The organism is Neisseria shayeganii (assembly GCF_014054965.1).
Classification (GTDB): Bacteria; Pseudomonadota; Gammaproteobacteria; order Burkholderiales; family Neisseriaceae; genus Eikenella; species Eikenella shayeganii.
This window is the reverse complement of sequence record NZ_CP059567.1, coordinates 1,365,061-1,384,025: the sequence shown is the minus strand read 5'-3', so window position 1 is coordinate 1,384,025 and position 18,965 is coordinate 1,365,061. Positions and strand designations below refer to the sequence as shown.

The 18,965-nt window shown below is 58.2% G+C and carries 17 protein-coding genes and 1 pseudogene; 10 read left to right on the top strand and 8 right to left on the bottom strand.

Annotation, left to right across the window (positions count from 1 at the left end; translation table 11 throughout):
* Positions 1-933: a tRNA 2-thiocytidine(32) synthetase TtcA gene (gene ttcA / locus H3L94_RS06710; RefSeq protein ID WP_182121387.1), complete on the bottom strand. Its 933-nt coding sequence runs from the start codon at positions 931-933 to the stop codon at positions 1-3.
* A gap of 120 nt (positions 934-1,053) precedes the next feature.
* Between ttcA and H3L94_RS06705 the strand changes: the two genes are divergently transcribed.
* Positions 1,054-1,503 (top strand): DUF4149 domain-containing protein, encoded by a 450-nt coding sequence (locus H3L94_RS06705; protein WP_182121386.1) that lies wholly within the window; start codon positions 1,054-1,056, stop codon positions 1,501-1,503.
* A 126-nt stretch (positions 1,504-1,629) separates the two neighbouring features.
* A pseudogene (locus tag H3L94_RS12495) lies at positions 1,630-1,817 on the top strand (ATP-dependent exonuclease).
* A gap of 13 nt (positions 1,818-1,830) precedes the next feature.
* On the opposite strand, the gene msrAB reads toward H3L94_RS12495, so the two are convergent.
* Together msrAB and panC are read right to left on the bottom strand one after the other, a co-directional pair.
* Positions 1,831-3,396, bottom strand: coding sequence for a bifunctional peptide-methionine (S)-S-oxide reductase MsrA/peptide-methionine (R)-S-oxide reductase MsrB (gene msrAB, locus H3L94_RS06700; RefSeq protein WP_182121385.1), 1,566 nt, complete (start codon positions 3,394-3,396; stop codon positions 1,831-1,833).
* Between the two features lie 178 nt (positions 3,397-3,574).
* Positions 3,575-4,411 carry a pantoate--beta-alanine ligase gene (panC, locus tag H3L94_RS06695; protein ID WP_182121384.1) on the bottom strand — a complete coding sequence of 279 codons (837 nt, stop codon included), beginning with the start codon at positions 4,409-4,411 and terminating at the stop codon, positions 3,575-3,577.
* A 143-nt stretch (positions 4,412-4,554) separates the two neighbouring features.
* Between panC and H3L94_RS06690 the strand changes: the two genes are divergently transcribed.
* From H3L94_RS06690 to H3L94_RS12490, 5 genes are all read left to right on the top strand, one after another.
* Positions 4,555-5,691, top strand: a complete 1,137-nt coding sequence (locus H3L94_RS06690; RefSeq protein ID WP_182121383.1) for an aminotransferase class V-fold PLP-dependent enzyme — start codon at positions 4,555-4,557, stop codon at positions 5,689-5,691.
* Positions 5,692-5,888: 197 nt separating this feature from the next.
* Positions 5,889-7,682: a translation elongation factor 4 gene (gene lepA, locus H3L94_RS06685; protein WP_182121382.1), complete on the top strand. Its 1,794-nt coding sequence runs from the start codon at positions 5,889-5,891 to the stop codon at positions 7,680-7,682.
* Positions 7,683-8,714 carry a signal peptidase I gene (lepB, locus tag H3L94_RS06680; protein WP_182121381.1) on the top strand — a complete coding sequence of 344 codons (1,032 nt, stop codon included), beginning with the start codon at positions 7,683-7,685 and terminating at the stop codon, positions 8,712-8,714.
* A 136-nt stretch (positions 8,715-8,850) separates the two neighbouring features.
* Entirely contained in the window at positions 8,851-9,411 is a 561-nt protein-coding gene (locus H3L94_RS06675) for a hypothetical protein (protein ID WP_009117790.1), read from the top strand.
* 25 nt (positions 9,412-9,436) lie between these two features.
* The gene (locus H3L94_RS12490) at positions 9,437-9,610 is read left to right on the top strand and encodes an ATP-dependent exonuclease (RefSeq protein ID WP_244958724.1); all 174 of its coding nucleotides are present in this window, start codon (positions 9,437-9,439) and stop codon (positions 9,608-9,610) included.
* A 127-nt stretch (positions 9,611-9,737) separates the two neighbouring features.
* On the opposite strand, the gene lpdA is transcribed toward H3L94_RS12490, so the two are convergent.
* The 4 genes from lpdA to gdhA form a co-directional block, all read right to left on the bottom strand.
* A complete protein-coding gene (lpdA, locus tag H3L94_RS06670; protein ID WP_182121380.1) occupies positions 9,738-11,168 on the bottom strand; it encodes a dihydrolipoyl dehydrogenase in 1,431 nt (476 codons plus the stop codon).
* Between the two features lie 36 nt (positions 11,169-11,204).
* Entirely contained in the window at positions 11,205-12,041 is an 837-nt protein-coding gene (locus H3L94_RS06665; protein WP_182121379.1) for a toxin-antitoxin system YwqK family antitoxin, read from the bottom strand.
* A 153-nt stretch (positions 12,042-12,194) separates the two neighbouring features.
* Entirely contained in the window at positions 12,195-13,169 is a 975-nt protein-coding gene (locus tag H3L94_RS06660; protein WP_182121378.1) for a class 1 fructose-bisphosphatase, read from the bottom strand.
* A gap of 119 nt (positions 13,170-13,288) precedes the next feature.
* The gene (gene gdhA / locus H3L94_RS06655) at positions 13,289-14,626 is read right to left on the bottom strand and encodes an NADP-specific glutamate dehydrogenase (protein ID WP_182121377.1); all 1,338 of its coding nucleotides are present in this window, start codon (positions 14,624-14,626) and stop codon (positions 13,289-13,291) included.
* Between the two features lie 441 nt (positions 14,627-15,067).
* On the opposite strand from gdhA, the gene ung reads away from it, so the two are divergent.
* The 3 genes from ung (at position 15,068) to H3L94_RS06640 (ending at position 18,088) form a co-directional block, all read left to right on the top strand.
* Positions 15,068-15,727: a uracil-DNA glycosylase gene (gene ung, locus H3L94_RS06650; protein WP_182121376.1), complete on the top strand. Its 660-nt coding sequence runs from the start codon at positions 15,068-15,070 to the stop codon at positions 15,725-15,727.
* 37 nt (positions 15,728-15,764) lie between these two features.
* Complete coding sequence (locus H3L94_RS06645; RefSeq protein ID WP_182121375.1) at positions 15,765-16,457, top strand: energy-coupling factor ABC transporter permease; 693 nt, start codon at positions 15,765-15,767, stop codon at positions 16,455-16,457.
* Between the two features lie 260 nt (positions 16,458-16,717).
* Positions 16,718-18,088, top strand: a complete 1,371-nt coding sequence (locus H3L94_RS06640) for a DEAD/DEAH box helicase (RefSeq protein WP_182121374.1) — start codon at positions 16,718-16,720, stop codon at positions 18,086-18,088.
* A 188-nt stretch (positions 18,089-18,276) separates the two neighbouring features.
* On the opposite strand, the gene H3L94_RS06635 is transcribed toward H3L94_RS06640, so the two are convergent.
* Positions 18,277-18,858, bottom strand: a complete 582-nt coding sequence (locus tag H3L94_RS06635; protein ID WP_009117801.1) for a superoxide dismutase — start codon at positions 18,856-18,858, stop codon at positions 18,277-18,279.
* Positions 18,859-18,965 lie beyond the last annotated feature (107 nt).

Sequence of the window (18,965 nt, the reverse complement as noted above, 5' to 3'; positions counted from 1 at the left end):
TTATTTCGGTTTGCTGGCCAGAATATTGATGACTTTGCGCGGGTGGGGTTCGGCTGTGCTGCCGTTTTCCGGGCTACCTGAAAATTGCACGGGCACGTTTTCGCGGTCGAAAGCCAAGTCGCCGCCGTGTTTGAGGGTTTGCCCGCGGGTAAGGCCGGCAAAATCGAACAGTTCGGTATCGGCCAGGTGGGAAGGCACCACGTTTTGCAGGGCGGAGAACATGGATTCGATGCGGCCGGGGAAGCGTTTGTCCCAGTCGTTGAGCATTTCTTTGATGACTTGGCGCTGCAGATTGGGCTGGGAGCCGCACAGATTGCAGGGAATAATCGGAAACTGCTTGAGTTCGGCGTAGCGCTCCAAGTCTTTTTCCTTCACATACGCCAGCGGGCGGATCACGATGTGTTCGCCGTTGTCGGATACCAGTTTCGGCGGCATGGCTTTCAGTTTGCCGCCGTAAAACATATTCAGAAACAGGGTTTGCAAAATGTCGTCGCGGTGGTGGCCGAGCGCGATTTTGGTGCAGCCCAGCTCTTTGGCCACGCGGTAGAGCACGCCGCGGCGCAGGCGGCTGCATAGCGAACAGGTGGTTTTGCCCTCTTCAATCACGCGCTTGACCACCGAATAAGTGTCTTCTTCCACAATCCGGTAAGGCACGCCGATGCTGTCCAGATAAGCGGGCAGCACATGTTCGGGGAAGCCGGGCTGTTTCTGGTCGAGGTTAACCGCCACCAGCTCGAAATCAATCGGGGCGCTGGCCTGCAGCTGGCGCAGAATGTCCAATAAGGCGTAGCTGTCTTTGCCGCCGGAGAGGCAGACCATGATTTTGTCGCCGGCCTCAATCATATTGAAATCGTTGATGGCGTCGCCGACGGCATGGCGCAGACGTTTGTTTAATTTGTTGTTTTCGAGTTCGTGTTTCGGCTTTTTCGACATGGCGGCAGCGGCGGAAAAGAAAGGCGGCGATTGTACCGCAAACTGCTATTTCCCTGAAGTCTGCGCCCAAATGCGGTACACTGGCGGGCGTTTCCATTTTCCGGCAGAAAGGCGTCTATCGTGTTTTTCAGTAAGCTCTTGGTTTTTCTGATGTGTTTGTGGTTTGGTGCGTATATTTTGGCCGGCTACGGCGTGGCGCCGCTGTTGTTTCAACAGCTGCCGCAACAGCAGGCGGGTTATCTGGCCGGCGTGTTGTTCGATGTGGTCAATTACGCCGGGCTGCTGGTGTGGGGCTTGGTTTATCTGGCCGGCCGTTCTGCGCAAGGCCACCGATACGAACGCAGCCACACCGGCAAAATCGTGGCCTTTACCTGGCTGCTGCTGGCCGCTTCCCAGTTTTTGATTACTCCGGTAATCAAAGCCCTGCGGGAAAAACAAACCTACTGGCTGCACGATTGGGTGGGCGGCAGCTTCGCCGCCTGGCACGGCACCTCCAGCAGCATTTACCTGCTGGTAAGCCTGATTACCCTGTTTTTGCTGCTGCGGCTGTTGAAGTTTGAATGGCGTTGAGCGGGGTATCTGGACCGTGTAGCCACACTTTTCCGCAGACAAAAGGCACTTCATTTTCGATGAAGTGCCTTTTGTTTATGCGTGCCTTGCTTTCAGGTAGCCGTTGTGGGCTTCAGGCTGAGACCTTTGCAAAACCCCCATCTGCGGCGCATTTCTGCGTTGTGCATTTATGCCCTATGGGTACTGCTCGCTCACTTGCCTATCTAGATGATATGTCTGTCCCACGGGGATTCCTAGCGTTCACGTTCGTTGCGCTGCTACGCCTTGAACTGCATCCACATCTGAGGGTTTCGCAAAGGTCTCAGGCTACCTGAAAAGCGGATTGGGTCAGCGGATATCGGGTAAGTAGTCGCCATAGCCCTGTTGCCGCATTTGTGCCTCGGGAATGAAGCGCAGGCTGGCGCCGTTGATGCAGTAGCGCAGGCCGCCGCGGTCTTTGGGGCCGTCGTCGAAGACGTGGCCGAGGTGGGAATCGGCGGCACTGCTGCGTACTTCGATGCGGTGCATGTGGTAGCTGAAGTCGTCGCGGCGGGTTACGGCGTCGGGGCGGATGGGACGGGTGAAGCTGGGCCAGCCGCATTGGGAATCGTATTTGTCGCGGCTGCTGAACAGGGGCTGGCCGCTGACGATGTCAACGTAGATGCCGGGGTCGAACAGGTGGTCGTACTCGTGGCTGAAGGCGTATTCGGTGCCGGCTTCTTGGGTAACGTGATACTGCTCGGGGGTGAGGATGCGGCGCAGAGTGGCATCGTCGGGTTTGCGATAGGTGGCGGGGTTAAAGCCTTGGCCGCTGGGGGCGGGTGTGCTGCCCGCTTCCTCTAAGGGCACGTCGGCCAGTTTGATGTCGATGTGGCAGTAGCCGTTGGGGTTTTTCACCAGGTAGTCTTGGTGGTAATCCTCTGCGGGGTAGAAGTGGCGCAGTTTTTCGGCTTCCACGGCCAAGGGGCGGCCGTATTTCTGCTGTTCGGCGGCCAAGGCGGCGCGGATCACGGGCACGTCGGCTTCGTCGGTGTGGTAGATGCCGGTGCGGTATTGGATGCCGACGTCGTTGCCTTGCTTGTTGTGCGAGAGCGGGTCGATCACGCGGAAGTAGTAGCGCAGCAGGTCGTTGAGGCTGAGGCGGGCGGGGTCGTAATCGACGCGCACGGTTTCGGCGTGGCCGCTGCCGCGGATCACTTCTTCATAGCTGGGTTGTTCGGTTTGGCCGTTGGCATAGCCGGATACGGCGTCCACCACGCCGGGAATGCGTTGCAGATAGGCTTCGAGGCCCCAGAAGCAGCCGCCGGCCAGATAAACGGTTTTGACGTTTGCCGGCCGGCTTTGGCCTTGGGCATTGGGAAAATAGGGCTTGCCGACGGTGGCGAGGTCGATATCGGGTTGGGTGAGCAGGGCTTGCGCTTGGGTTTGGTTGAGGCTGCCTTTGTGCACGCGCAGGATGTCGCCTTGGGGCGAGAGCAACACCCAGCTGGGGTACACGCCGATGCCGGCCTGTTTGGCCAGGGTGCCGTCGTCTAAGGCTACCTGAAGGCCGGGGTAATCGAGTTTGCCGAACCATTGGCCGAAGTCGGGCTGGGGTTTTTCGCCGAGAAAGCCGGGTGAGGCGACGGTGATCAGGTTGGCTTGGGCGAATTCGGGTGACTGCTGCCAGCGGGCGGTGTGTTCCAGCTCGGCTAGGCACAAGGGGCACCAGCTGGCCCAAAATTTTACCAGGGTGGGTTTGTCTGCCTGGAGCAGTGCGGAAACGGGTTTGCCTTCGGCGGTTTGCAGGGTGTGCAGGCGGTTGGCAAAGCCGGCTTCGGGCGCGGGGGCGGGGCGGCCGCCGGTGCCGGAGCAGGCGGAAAGTATGCCGCACAGCAACAGGGCAGACAGGCTGCGGATGGTTTGGTTCAACATGGTCAACCTCGCATGGGAAGAAATGGATGTGCCTGAATAGACGGACGGCGGGCGGTTTTCTGACAGAGCCAGGTAAAATCAGGCTACCTGAAACGGTTTCCGAAGGGCGGAAGTGTTTCAGGTAGCCTGTCGGCGGATTGAAGGTGTGTGCTCAGGTCAGGTGAGTGGACGACAAGTATTAAGCCAAATGGATTTCCAAGTTGTCGATCAGGCGGGTATGGCCGAGGCGGGCGGCGGCCAGCACCACCAAGGCTTTGTCGCCGACATGGGCTACCTGAAGGGTGTCGGCGTGGCGTATTTCCACATAATCCACCTGCCAGCCTTGCTGCTGCAGGCGCTGTATGGCTTGTTGTTCCAACGCGGCGTAATCGCGTTCGCCGGCGGCAATGGCGGCGGCAACGGCCTGCAGCTCACGGTAGAGCTGGGGGGCGGTTTGCCGCTCTTCGGCGCTGAGGTATTGGTTGCGGCTGGAGAGGGCGAGGCCGTCTTCGGCGCGGCCGGTGTCCACCGGCACGATTTCCACCGGCATATTGAGGTCGGCGGCCATGCCGCGGATGATGGCCAGCTGTTGGTAGTCTTTTTTGCCAAAGCAGGCCACATCGGGCTGGACGATGTTGAAGAGTTTGGTGACCACGGTGGCGACGCCGCGAAAATGGCCGGGGCGGAAGGCGCCGCACAGTTCGTTTTGCAGATGGGGCGGCTCCACATTGTATTGTTGGCTGACGTTGGGATACAGTTCGGTTTCGTCGGGCGCGAACACCACCGCCACGCCAGCGCCGGCCAGCTTTTCCGCATCTTGCGCCAGGGTGCGCGGATAGCGGTCGAAATCTTCGCCTTGGCCGAATTGCAGGCGGTTGACGAAAATGCTCACTACCACATGGTCGGCACGGCGGGCGGCTTCGCGCACCAGGGCCAGATGGCCTGCGTGCAGATTGCCCATGGTGGGCACAAAGGCCACGTTGGAAACCTGTTTGCGCCATTCGCGCAGCTCGTTAATGGTATGCAGGATGCGCATGGTAAAAATTCCGGAAACTGATGTTGCAGCGCAGTATATCGGCGCAAGGCAGGGCAGACAAGGGCGGGCTGCGGCCTTGCATCTTGCCGGCCAATCGGCCACAATGACCCAATTCTGATGACCTTCCGAACAAGGAGCGTGTTATGCCTGCTTTACTGCCGCATCCCGATGCCGACGGCCTGCTTGAATATTCCGTGGTTTATACCGACCGTGCGGTAAACCATATGTCGCAACAGTTTCAAACCGCGTTGCGCGAGCTGGCGGCCGGCTTGAAAGAAGTGTATGCCGCCCAAGCCGCCGTGGTGGTGCCCGGCAGCGGCACGGCGGGCATGGAGGCGGTGGCGCGCCAATTGGCACGCGGCAAACGCTGCCTGATTGTGCGCAACGGCTTTTTCAGTTTCCGTTGGACGCAGATTTTGGAAAAAGGCGCGCTGGCGGCCGAATCCTGCGTGTTGGCGGCCCGTCCTACTGCCGCAGGAAAAGCCCAGCCCTTTGCGCCGGCGCCGATTGAAGAAGTGGAAGCGGCGATTGCCGAGTTCCGCCCCGAGATTGTGTTTGCCCCGCATGTGGAAACCGCATCCGGCATGATGCTGCCCGACGACTACCTGCGCCGCCTCAGCCGCGCCGCGCATGAAGTGGGCGCATTGTTGGTGGTGGACTGCATCGCTTCGGGCTGTATGTGGCTGGACATGCGCGATTTGGGCATCGACGTGCTGTTAAGCGCGCCGCAGAAAGGCTGGAGCAGCCCGCCGTGCGCCGGTTTGGTGATGCTGAGCGCCGAAGGCGTGGCGGCGGTGGAAAACAGCGAATCCGACAGTTTCGATTTGGATTTGAAAAAATGGCTGAACATCATGCAGGCGTTTGAGAACGGCGGCCATGCGTATCACGCCACCATGCCCACCGACGGCTTGATCCGCCTGCGCGACACTTTGCAGGAAGCGCGTGCCGTCGGTTTTGCCGAATTAAAAGCGGCGCAGGCCGAATTGGGCCGCCAAGTGCGCGCCATGTTGGCGGAAAAAGGTTTTGCCAGCGTGGCGGCGCCGGGGTTTGAAGCGCCGGGCGTGGTGGTGTGCTATACCGACCGCGCCGATATTCAGAGCGGCAAAGCGTTTGTGGAGCAGGGGGTGCAGATTGCCGCCGGCGTGCCGCTGCAATGCGGCGAAAGCGATTTCCAAACCTTCCGCATCGGCCTGTTCGGTTTGGATAAACTGCAAAACATTCCGCGCACGGTTGCCTTGTTGGCCGAGGCCGTGGATAAAGTGCAGCAGGGCGCGGCGTAAGCGCCTGCCGCTGCGGCACCGGTTCAGGCTACCTGAAAGCGTTTCAGGTAGCCTGAATGCTTGTTGGCGCCCGCCGAAAGCGCGTGGCGGGATTGGCTTTTTTCCGCTACAATGCGCGGCTATTTTCGTTCCCGTTTTCCGATGGCGGCGCACGGTTTTGCCGGGCGGCGCGCATCAGCGTACTGTTTGAATATTGCATGAAAAATATCCGTAACTTCTCCATCATCGCCCACATCGACCACGGCAAATCCACCTTGGCCGACCGCTTTATCCAATATTGCGGCGGCTTGGAAATGCGCGAAATGAGCACCCAGGTGCTCGATTCGATGGACATCGAAAAAGAGCGCGGCATCACCATCAAAGCGCAAACCGCCGCCTTGAACTATACCGCGCGCAACGGCGAAACCTATCGGCTCAACCTCATCGACACCCCCGGACACGTGGACTTTTCCTACGAAGTGTCGCGCTCGCTGTCGGCCTGCGAGGGTGCGCTGCTGGTGGTGGACGCTTCGCAAGGGGTGGAGGCGCAAACCGTGGCCAACTGCTACACCGCCATCGATTTGGGCGTGGAAGTGGTGCCGGTGTTGAACAAAATCGACCTGCCCGCGGCCGACCCCGACCGCGTGGCGCAGGAAATCGAAGACATCATCGGCATCGATGCCGTGGGCGCGGTTACCTGTTCGGCCAAAAGCGGCTTGGGCGTGGAAGACGTGCTGGAAGAAATCGTCAACAAAGTGCCGCCGCCCGAGGGTGACCCCGACGCGCCGCTGCAGGCGATGATCATCGATTCGTGGTTCGACAATTATGTGGGCGTGGTGATGCTGATCCGCGTCAAAAACGGCACGCTGAAGCTGAAAGACAAAGTGCGTTTTATGTCCACCAAGGCCGAAACGCAGGTGGAGCAGCTGGGTGTGTTCACACCCAAGTCGGTGGCCAAACCGCAGCTGAGCGCCGGCGAGGTGGGCTTTCTGATTACCGGCGTCAAAGAATTGGGGCAGGCCAAGGTGGGCGACACCGTGACCCTGGTGCAAAACCCGGCCACCGAGCCGCTGCCCGGCTTTAAAGAAGTACAGAGCCAGGTGTTTGCCGGCCTGTATCCGGTGGAAAGCCACGATTACGAAGCGCTGCGCGAAGCGTTGGAAAAACTGCAGCTGAACGACGCTTCGCTGAAATTCGAGCCGGAGGTATCGCAGGCTTTGGGCTTCGGCTTCCGCTGCGGCTTTCTGGGTTTGTTGCACTTGGAAATCGTGCAGGAGCGGCTGGAGCGCGAATTCGATATGGACTTGATCACCACCGCGCCGACGGTGGTGTATGAGGTGATTCTCAAAAACGGCGACAAAATCGAGGTGGAGAATCCCTCCAAGCTGCCCGACATCGGCACGATTGAAACCATTTTGGAGCCCATCATCACCGCCACCATTCTGGTGCCGCAGGAGTATGTGGGCAATGTGATGACGCTGTGCAACCAGAAGCGCGGCATCCAGAAAAACATGCAGTATCTCGGCCGCCAAGTGATGCTCACTTATGATCTGCCGATGAACGAAGTGGTGATGGATTTCTTCGACAAACTCAAATCCACCTCGCGCGGTTACGCCTCTTTGGATTACGAATTTAAAGAATTCCAGCCCTCCGATTTGATCAAGCTCGACATCATGGTCAACGGCGAAAAAGTGGACGCTTTGAGCCTGATTGTGCACCGCCAAAACTCGGTGCACCGCGGCCGCGAACTGGCGGCCAAAATGCGCGAGCTGATTCCGCGGCAGATGTTCGATATTGCGGTGCAGGCATCCATCGGCAGCCAAATCATCGCCCGCGAAAACGTGAAAGCGCTGCGCAAAAACGTGCTGGCCAAATGTTACGGCGGCGACATCACGCGCAAGAAAAAACTGTTGGAGAAGCAGAAAGCCGGCAAACGCCGCATGAAGCAGGTGGGCAATGTGGAGATTCCGCAATCGGCCTTCTTGGCGATTTTGCAGGTGGGAGACAAATAAATGGGACAAAACATGATTATCGCCGCCGCCGGTGCGCTGATGGTGGGTTTGGTGCTGTTTTTCAGCAGCAACAAACAGCGGCAGGACGACGGCGAGTGGAGCAGCGGCCTGCAATGGGGCTATTTGCTGATGATGGTGGGTGCTTTCGGCTTATTGGCTACTGTGATGAGTCTGACGGCGGTTTTGCTGTTGTTTGTGGTGGCCACCGGCTTGGTATGGGGCTGGCAGAAACTGAGCGCCAAACGGGCGCGCCCGCAAAGCGAAGAGCAAGAAAAAGCAGCCGACAACAACCATTTTCGCGATTATATCGGCGGTTTTTTTCCGCTGATTCTGGTGGTGTTCGTGCTGCGTACCTTTGTGGCCGAGCCGTTTCAGATTCCGTCCAGCTCCATGCGTCCGGGCTTGGTGGCCGGCGATTTTATTTTGGTGAATAAATTCGCTTACGGCATCCGCACGCCGGTGCTCAACAATGTGCTGATTCCGGTGGGACAGATTGAGCGCGGCGATGTGGTGGTGTTCAATTATCCGCCCGAGCCGAGCATGAACTACGTCAAGCGCATTGTCGGCCTGCCGGGTGATGAGGTGGTGTACCGCGACAAAGTGTTAACCGTCAACGGCAAAACCGAGCAAGATACGCCGCAGGGTTTGCACGGCTATCCCGACGACCTCACGCCGGGTGCATTGCGCGAAGCGGAGCGTTTCCAAGCCGATTTGGACGGCAGGCGTTTTGAGGTATTGAAAGACGAAGGGGTGCCGGCGGTACACATGCCGACTTTGGCGCGTTTCCGCCAAGAAATGGCGGCCAAAGGTTTCGACAGCGGTCTGGGCGACCATTGCCGCTATGAAGCCGACGGCAGCGGTTTTGCCTGCACGGTGCCGCCCGGCAAATACTTTGCTTTGGGCGACAACCGCGACAACAGCGCCGACTCCCGCTATTGGGGCTTTGTGGACGACAAGTTGGTGGTGGGCAAAGCCTTTTTTGTGTGGATGAATATCAGCCAAATGTCGCGCATCGGCAGCGGCATTCGTTAACCCAACAGCGGACGGCGGGGTTTCAGGTAGCCCTTGATGAGGCTACCTGAAACCCTGATATTTGTTTGTCCTCCCGATCCCGGCCTGCTGGTGTGTTTGGCGGGCCGGCCATACTTTTTAAGAAACGGTGTCCGATATGTATCGATTGATTGCCGATGCCTGGGGGCTGATGCGGCTGAATTTCAAACCGGCGACCGAGTATGCTTATCCGCTGCCCGTGATTGTGGGCGCGTTGTTGGTGATTGGCGCGGTGAATGCGGCCGGCGTGGCGCCTTGGTTTCAGCAGGAATACGGCATTGCCGCTCTGATGTTTGCGGTGCATGTGTTGAAATGGCCGGTATTCAGCTGGGCGGCGAATGTGGTGCTCGGTTATTACGGCAAGCAGAAGCACAATTTTGCCGGCTATATTCTGGCTTCTGAAATGCTGGTGGTGCCCGGCCTGCTGCTGCTGTATCTGCCCGAGTTGGGCTGGTTGGTGATGCTGTGGCAAATGTGGGCGTTTGCGGTGACCGTTTTGGGCTTGGTGAAGCTTAGCGAAACCAGTGTCTGGAAAGTGTTGCTGGCGCATGTGGCCGGTTTTGTACTGATGCTGCCGGTGCTCTTGGTGGTGCTTTTGTTGTTCGCCCAAGCCGGCTGGTTGGATTTGGAGCGTTTCAACAGCATTGTGCTGGAGATGATGCAGCAGCCGAAACCTTAACTGCTTGCGTCACCACCAGAGACCTTTGCAAACCCCTCATCTGCGGTGCATTTCTGCGTTGTGCGCTGCTCGCTCACTTGCCTATCTATGTGATATGTCTGTCCCACGGGGATTCCTGGCGTTCACGTTCGCTGCGCTGCTACGCTTTGAACTGCATCCACATCTAAGGGTTTTGCAAAGGTCTCCACCAGCCAAATAAATAAGAAGCAGGCTACCTGAAACCGGCTACGCAGAAAGTTGTGTAGCCGGTTTCAGGTAGCCTGTTGCGCTGTTAGCGGTTTGAATGGCGCCATGCACGCCATGCAGTGTGCATGGGCAAACCCTTATCAGCCGTGCAGGGCGCGTTTGTCGGCGGCCAAGGCGGCTTCGTGCAGCACTTCCGACAGGGTCGGGTGGGCGTGGACGATGCGGGCGATGTCTTCGCTGCTGGCTTTGAATTCCATGCCCATCACGCCTTCAGCCACCAACTCGCTCACCATCGGGCCGATCATGTGCACGCCCAAAATGCGGTCGGTTTTGGCATCGGCCAACACTTTTACCGTGCCTTTGGCTTTGCCCAGGCCCAGTGCGCGGCCGTTGGCGGCGAAGCCGGAAGTGCCTTTTTTATAGGCCACGCCTTCGGCTTTCAGCTGCTCTTCGGTTTTGCCCACCCAGGCAATTTCGGGGTCGGTATAGATTACCCACGGGATGGTGTTGAAATCCAAGTGCGGCTGTTGGCCGGCAATGCGTTCGGCCACGGCCACGCCTTCGTCGCTGGCTTTGTGGGCCAGCATCGGGCCGCGCACCACGTCGCCGATGGCCCAAACATTGGGCAGATTGGTTTGGCACACCTCGTTCACTTGAATAAAGCCGCGCTCGTCTTTGGCCAGGCCGACGGCTTCGGCGTTCAGGCCTTCGGTATTGGGCACGCGGCCGATGGCCACGATCAGTTTGTCGAAGGTTTCGGTTTTGGCTTCGCCGCCCAGCTCGTATTTCACCGTGACGCCGTCGGCGTTGTTGTTGATTTCGTTGATTTTCACGCCCAATTCAATGTTCAGGCCCTGTTCTTTGGTGAAAATCTTAAACGCTTCTTTGGCGATTTGCTGGTCGGCCGCGCCCATGAAGACCGGAGCGGCTTCCAGAATGGTGACTTCGGCGCCCACGCGCTTCCACACCGAACCCATTTCCAAACCGATGACGCCGGAGCCGATGACGCCGAGTTTTTTCGGCACTTCGGTGAGGTTGAGTGCGCCTTCGTTGTCCAATACGTTCACATTGTCCACTTCAACCAGCGGCAGCGGACGGGGCACGGAACCGGTGGCCACGATCACGTGCTTGGCTTCCACCATGCTTTTTTCGCCGCGGTTGTCCACTTCGATCTGCCACAAATCGCCGTTTTTGCCTTTGAACGAACCTTTGCCGTGCAGGCTTTCCACTTTGTTTTTCTTAAACAGGAAGGTGATGCCGCCGGTCAGTTTGCTGACGATACCGTCTTTGCGCTCGATCATCTTGGCCGCATCAAAAGACACGCCGGCTACCTGAACGCCGTGCTCGGCAAAATCGTGTTGGGCGGCATGGAAATGCTCGGAAGACTGCAACAGGGCTTTGGAGGGAATGCAGCCGACATTCAGGCAGGTGCCGCCCAAAGCCGGGGCATCGCCCGCTTTGTTGACGCCCGCGTCGATACAGGCGGTTTTGAAACCCAGCTGGGCGGCGCGGATGGCGGCGATATAACCGCCGGGGCCGGCGCCGATGACAACAACGTCGAATTGGGACATGATGTTTCCTTTATATAACGGACTGAAATAACAGATTTAGCGGGCCGATGAAGCGGCTTCGGGCTCGCCCATCACAAAGTTGACGGTATGGACGAAGTTGGTTTGCAGTTCCTCCACCCGATCCAGCAGCGGCGTGCCTTCCATGCGGGTGGCTTCCATGGGTGCGGCTTGGCCGGCGGCATCCCACGCTTCGGTGGCAACGGTTGCACTGCCGCGGGTGACGGCGCGCAGGATGGCGCTGCCGTCGGTGCGGAACAGGGTGAGGGTTTGCTCCATGTCTGCCGATTCGGGGTTTTGCACCCGCAACTCGGCCATCAGCTTGCCGTCGTGGTAGAAAAACAGGCTGCGCAGGCCCATGTCGTGGGTCTGCATCAGCGGCAGGTCGTCTTCGTAATAGGTGGCGGGGCCGGTTTCTTTGCCGTTGCGGTAGTCCTGCAGATAAAACAGCGAGCCGTCGGGGCGGTACCACACGCCTTTGCTGTCCATGACATCAGTGGAGAAGTCTTTCAGCTCGGCACCGGCGGTCAAAACAAAGGGAGCGGTTTGCCGCTTGGCAATGTCTTGGTAAAAGTCTTGCACCACCAAGCGGCCGTCGGCGGTTTGGCCGAGGATTTCACGGTAGAAGCCGCCGGCTGAAGCCTGTTCGGCGGGCTGGCCGCCGGCGGTAAAATACAGGGCTGGTTTGGCGGATGCGGGGGTGTATTCGAAGGCGGCTTGCTCTGCTTCGGCGGCCGAGGGGGCGGAGAACTCGGGCAGGCTCGGCGCGGCTTGGCCCGAGCGGGCCGTTTGGGCGGCCGAATCCGGCTTGCTGACCTCTGGCGAGCAGGCACCGAGCAGGGCGGCGGCCAGCAGCAGGGGTATCCAAGATTTCATGGTTGTCTCCGCATCATAAAAAGCCGCAGTTTGCGGCGGCGTTATTCTAAAGCCTTAGCGGGGAAAAAGCTACCGCCCGCTGTGCGGAAACGGCCCAGCGAAACAGGCTACCTGAAAGCGTTCAGGTAGCCTGTCGGGCAGGAGGATGCGGGGTCAGCTTTGATGCAGGCGGGTGAGGTAATCCACTTCTTCGCGGCTGCCCAAGACCACGGCCACGCGCTGGTGCAGGCTGTCGGGCTGGATGTCGAGCATGGGCTGGCGGGCATCGGTGGCGGCGCCGCCGGCCTGCTCGATGATTAGGCTCAAAGGGTTGGCTTCGTACATCAGGCGCAGCTTGCCCGGTTTGGCCGGATCGCGGGCGTCTTGCGGGTAGGTAAACAGGCCGCCGCGCATCAGGATGCGGTGTACTTCGGCCACCATGCTGGCCACCCAGCGCATATTGTAGTTTTTGCCGCGCACGCCGGTGTCGCCGGCCAAAAGTTCGGCGATGTATTGCTGTACCGGCGGCTGCCAATGGCGCTGATTCGACATATTGATGGCGAATTCTTTGGTTTGCGCGGGCACTTGGGGCAGGGATTGGGTGGCGATGAATTCGCCTTCGGCATTCAGGGTGAACACAAACACGCCGTGCTTCAGACACAGCACCAGCAGCGTTTGCGGGCCGTACAGCGCATAGCCGCTGGCTACCTGAAAGCGGCCGCTTTGCAGGAAGGATTGGGTGCTCAGCGCACCGGCCGGTTTTTCCAATACGGAGAAAATGGTGCCGACCGAAATATTGACATCAATATTGGAGGAGCCGTCTAACGGGTCGAACAGCACCAGATAGCGGCCGTTTTCATCAGCCGGCACGAAATCGTCTTCTTCTTCGCTGGCGAGGCCGGCCACGGCGGGGTTGGCGCGTAGAGCCTGAATCAGCATATCGTTGGCGATGACGTCCAGTTTTTTCTGTGCTTCGCCTTGGATGTTGCCGCTGCCGGCTTCGCCCAACACGCCGGCCAGCGCGCCGAGCCTTACTTGGCCGCTGATGCTGCGGCAGGCTTCGGCGAGGGTGGCGACCACGCTGCCCAAGCTTTCAGGTAGCCTGTGTTCGGCCAAGTGCTGTTGGAGGAAAGAGGAAAGATTGGACATGACGGGGCTCCGTATCAGAAGGGGAAAACGGGCGTGATTCTACTCAAAAAGGCGTTTTGCCGCCACGCAAAAAGCCCCGCCGCGGCGGGCGGGGCGGGAAGGCGGGCATGGGGTTTTGCTCAGACCACGCCTTGTTCCAACATGGCTTCGGCCACTTTTTTGAAGCCGGCGATGTTGGCGCCGTTGACATAGTTGATGAAGCCGTCGGCTTGGCCGTTGGCCACGCAGTTTTCATGGATGTTGGCCATGATGTCGAACAGGCGGCGGTCCACTTTTTCGCGGTCCCAAGACAGGCGCAGGGCGTTTTGGCTCATTTCCAGGCCGGAAGTGGCCACGCCGCCGGCATTGCTGGCTTTGCCCGGCGCATACAGAATCTTGGCTTGGATAAAGGCTTCCACCGCGCCCAAGGTGGAAGGCATATTCGCGCCTTCGGCCACACAGAAGCAGCCGTTGCCGAGCAGGGCTTTGGCGTCGTTTTCATCCAATTCGTTTTGGGTGGCGCAGGGCAGGGCGATGTCGCAGGGTACTTGCCAGGGTTTTTGGTTGGCAAAGTATTCCAGGCCTTGTTCTTGGGCATAAACCGACAAACGTTCGCGGCGGCGTTCTTTCAGCTCGATCAAGGCGGCCAGTTGGGCTTCGCTCATGCCGCTGTCGGCAAATTTGACGAAGCCGTTGGAATCGGAAACAGTCAGTACTTTGGCGCCGAGCTGGATGGCTTTTTCGGCGGCGTATTGGGCCACGTTGCCGGAGCCGGAAATCACCACTTTTTTGCCGCCGAAGCTTTGGCCGCGGGTTTTCAGCATGCTGTCGGCAAAATAGACGGTGCCGTAGCCGGTGGCCTCGGGGCGGATCAGGCTGCCGCCGTAAGTAAGGCCTTTGCCGGTGAGCACGGAGGCGAATTCGTTGCGGATGCGTTTGTATTGGCCGTACAGGTAGCCGATTTCGCGGCCGCCCACGCCGATGTCGCCTGCCGGCACGTCCAAATCGGCGCCGATGTGGCGGGAAAGTTCGGTCATGAAGGCTTGGCAGAAGCGCATCACTTCGCCGTCGCTTTTGCCTTTGGGGTCGAAGTCGGAGCCGCCTTTGCCGCCGCCCATGGGCAGGGTGGTGAGGGCGTTTTTAAAGACTTGTTCGAAAGCGAGGAATTTCAATACGCCTAAATCTACGGTGGGGTGGAAGCGCAGGCCGCCTTTATAGGGGCCGATGGCGGAGTTCATCTGCACGCGGTAGCCGCGGTTGACTTGCACTTGGCCTCGGTCGTCCACCCAAGACACGCGGAACATGATGACGCGCTCGGGCTCAACAATGCGCTCCAGCAGATTGTGTTGGGTGTAACGCGGGTTCTTGGCCAGAAAGGGCGCCAGGCTGGAAAACACTTCTTCTACGGCTTGGTGGAAGGGCGCCTGGTTGGGGTCGCGTTGTTTGATTTTTTGGAACAGGGCGTCTAAGTCGCTCATGGTTGGACTCCTCAATGGATCGGCGGTGGGTCTGTGTCCGCTGCGGTGCAGCAATCGGAGCCAAGTCTAACAAGGCTTGCTTTTGTTTGGCTAGTGTTTGCATAAAATTAAAAGTTGTCAAAACCGCATTTTTTCATTTTTTAATTGCTCATTTTTGAAAAATTTTAAATTTAAATTCTTCTATTAATGTTTAATTGAAATATAATTTCATCGTATGGCTGATTTTTACTCATATCTGCTTAAATTTTGCTGTTTTGTTTCGGTGTGCGAAACATTGGCGGCGGATTTGCGCAGTGCAGCAGAAAGGGATACAGTGGCGGCCTAACTTTGTCGCCTTCGCCGTCTGCCGCGCTAAGTGCTTCAGCAGGCTAGCTGAAAAGCTTGCGGTCACGGTGCGATAAGATATTGAAAACAAAACAGTGAATGAAACAAAGGAAGTGTATGCAGACGTGGCAGCAAGCCATCGGTGCGGAAAAGCAGGCGCCGTATTTTCAGCAGATTCTGGATACCGTACGCCGCGAACGCGAGCAAGGCATGACGGTGTATCCGCCGGCGGCCGAGGTGTTCAATGCTTTCCGCGCCACCGAATTTGCCGGCGTGAAAGTGGTGATTTTGGGCCAAGACCCGTATCACGGTGCCGGGCAGGCGCACGGTTTGGCGTTTTCCGTGCGTCCGGGCGTGGCGGTGCCGCCTTCCTTGCTCAATATTTATAAAGAGTTGGCACAGGATATCGCAGGTTTTCGCATACCCCAGCACGGCTGCCTGCAGTCGTGGGCCGATCAGGGCGTCTTGCTGCTGAATACGGTGCTGACCGTGCGGGCCGGGCAGGCCCATTCGCATGCGCCTTTGGGCTGGGAACAGTTTACTGATCGGGTGGTGGCGGTGTTGAACGAGGCGCGCGAACATTTGGTGTTCATGCTGTGGGGCAGCCATGCGCAGAAAAAAGGCGCCATCATCGACCGCAGCCGGCATTTGGTGCTCACCGCGCCGCATCCTTCGCCTTTGTCGGCCCACCGCGGTTTTTTCGGCTGCCGCCATTTTTCCCAAGCCAACGGCTACCTGAAGCAGCATGGTTTGGGCGAAATCGATTGGCAGGTGTGAATGAAGTGTGAACAAGCGCTGAACGGGGCAGGGTGAGATGAATTTTCCTGCTGTTTGGTTCGCGCCGTCCGCGCAGTGGGCGGCGGCTTTTGTTTGGCTGGCAATACTGGGCATGGTTGCGCCGAGGGCTTGGCCGGCTTTGAAACGGCACAGCCGCTTGGCCGGCATCGCGATGCTGGCACTGGCTTTGTGCTGGAGCCTGCGCGCCGCTCCTTTGGCGGGCCAGATGGGCGGCTTGGTGTACCACCTGCTCGGCGTTTCTTTGCTGACGCTGATGTTGGGCGGTTCGGCGGCTTTGTGGCTGGCTTCCTTAGTGATGTTGCTGTATACCCTGATATGGCAAGGTTGGTCGGGGCTGCCGGCCGCAGGCATTGCCGCCTTGAGCACGCTGGTGCCGCCGGTGCTGGTGACCACGGCGGCCCGTTCGTTCAGCCGACGGCTGCCGCGTAATGTGTTTGTCTATATTTTCATCAACGGCTTTTTGGCCGCCGCGGCAGGCATTTTTCTGGCGGCTGTTGCCGTCGGCACGCTTTTGTATGCCGCAGGCGTGTTTGATGCGGACACCCTGCTTGAATCCGTGCTGCCGGTGTTTTTCTTTATTGCCTGGGGAGAAGCGTTTCTCACCGGCTTGTTGAGTGCGATTTTTATTGCGCTGGCACCGCAGCTGCTGACGACGTTTGCCGATCGGGAATATTTGCAGCATTCGCCCCCCGAAATTTGGAAGCAATAAGGCTTTGACCGTGTGCTGGTAACCGCCTGCTTAGGTTTTCAGGCACAATACGGCCTGATCTGGAAGACGTGTTTTCAGGTAGCCCTCGAAATAAACACGTCGGGGTCTCGCATATGCCTGATGATGCCGGCCGTATTGGACCACATGCACTGAGAATAAATAATGAATCCTTGATTCAGGTAGCCCGTGACGGCCCGGCCTGATTGCGTTTTGATTTAAGACACCTGCGGCCATAGGCAGCGGGTGCGAGGAGTATTGAAGTGAATCCTTTTGCCAGTTTGGGCTTGTCCCCAGAAATTACCGAAGCTTTAAGCGAGCAGGGCTACGAGCAGCCGACCGCCATTCAGTCTGCCGCCATTCCGAAAATATTGGCCGGCCACGATTTGCTGGCCGCCGCGCAAACCGGCACCGGCAAAACGGCGGCTTTTATGCTGCCCGGTTTGGAACGCTTGAAGCGTTACGCCAATGCCAGCACGTCGCCGGCCATGCACCCCGTGCGTATGCTGGTGCTGACGCCCACGCGCGAATTGGCCGATCAAATCGACCAAAATACCTCGGCTTACATCAAAAACCTGCCTTTGCGGCATACGGTTTTGTTTGGCGGCGTCAATATGGACAAGCAAACCCAAAGCCTGCGCAGCGGTTGCGAAATCGTGGTGGCCACCGTGGGACGGCTGTTGGATCATGTGCAGCAGAAAAACATCCGTTTGGACAAAGTGGAAATCGTGGTATTGGACGAGGCCGACCGCATGCTGGACATGGGCTTTATCGACGACATCCGCCGCATCATGCAGATGCTGCCGAAACAGCGCCAGACCCTGCTGTTTTCCGCCACTTTCTCGCCGCCTATCCGCAAATTGGCGCAAGACTTTATGACCCAGCCCGAGCAGGTGGAAACCGCGCCGCAAAACACCACTAATGCCAACGTGGAGCAGCACATTATCGCCATCGATACCATGCAGAAACGCAATCTCTTGGAACGCTTGATTGTGGATTTGAACATGAATCAAGTGATTGTGTTTTGCAAAACCAAGCAGAGCGTGGATCAGGTGGCGCGCGATTTGGTGCGGCGTCAGTTGAGTGCGGCGGCTTTGCACGGGGATAAATCCCAGCAGAGCCGTTTGGAAACTTTAAGCGACTTCAAAGCCGGTCAGCTCCGTGTGTTGGTGGCCACCGATGTGGCCGCGCGCGGTTTGGACATTGCTGAGCTGCCTTTCGTCATCAATTACGAGATGCCCTCCCAAGCGGAAGATTATGTGCACCGTATCGGCCGTACCGGCCGGGCCGGCGCGGAAGGGGTGGCGATTTCCTTGATGGACGAAGACGAGCAGAAAATGTTCGAGTCGATCAAAGAATTGATCGGCAAAGATTTGGCGGTGGAGCGGATTGAAGGATTCGAGCCGCGTTGGTGGCAAAAACAGCCCGCTCAAGCGGCAGAACCGGCCGTCGATCAGCAACGCCGTGCAACGCGCGAGGGCGGCCGCCGCTCGGCAGAAGGCGGTCGCGGAGGCAAGAACAAAGACACAGTCGAGCCGGCGCAAGCCTGTCACAAAATTCCGGGGCGCCAACGCCGCAGCCGCCGCGAACGTTCGGTTTGTGCTTTGGTGCAGCCGAATTACGGGGTGAGGTAAAACTTAAAACCGAAATGCCAGCTTGGTGTAAAGAAATGTAGGGCAGCGATTGTGACAATCTTTGTCAATCTGCTCTAATGCCAGGCGGTTTGCGGTCATATCAACGGCTGCAATCAAACAGGCTACCTGAAAATGTTTCAGGTAGCCTGTTTGATTGGGCGCTTCAGGCGCGGCTCAATCGTGGAGGTTTAGCCGTTGAAGCGCTCGGCCACTACGTCCCAGTTGACGATTTCCCAAAAGCCTTTCAGGTAGTTCGGGCGGCTGTTGCGGTAGTCGATGTAGTAGGCGTGTTCCCAAACGTCGCATGTCAGCAGGGGAGTGCTGTCGGTGGTCAGGGGGGTGGCGGCATTAGAGGTGGAAACCAGATCCAGGCTGCCGTCGGCGGTTTTCACCAGCCAAGCCCAACCGGAGCCGAAGGTGCCGGCCGCGCAAGCGTTGAAGGCTTCTTGGAAGGCTTCGAAGCTGCCCCATTTGGCGTCAATAGCCGCAGCCAGTTCACCGGCGGGCTTGCCTTGGCCTTCTGGGGTAAAGCCCAGCCAGTAGAAGGTGTGGTTCCAAGTTTGGGCTGCGTTGTTGAATACGCCGCCGGATGATTTTTTCACAATCTCTTCCAAAGACAGGTTTTCAAATTCGGTGCCTTTGATTTGGTTGTTCAGATTGGTGATGTAGGTTTGGTGGTGTTTGCCGTAGTGGTATTCCAAAGTTTCTTTGGAAAGATGGGGTTCCAGTGCGTCTAAAGCGTAAGGCAGGGTAGGCAATTTGTGTTCCATGATATGTCCTTTGGTGTTGAAAGTGGCGTAAGGCTACCTGAAAGCAGCCTGTGGCGGTGTGGTGTATATCGTCATTAAAAACAGCGGAGTTTCCGCTGTGGGGAAGA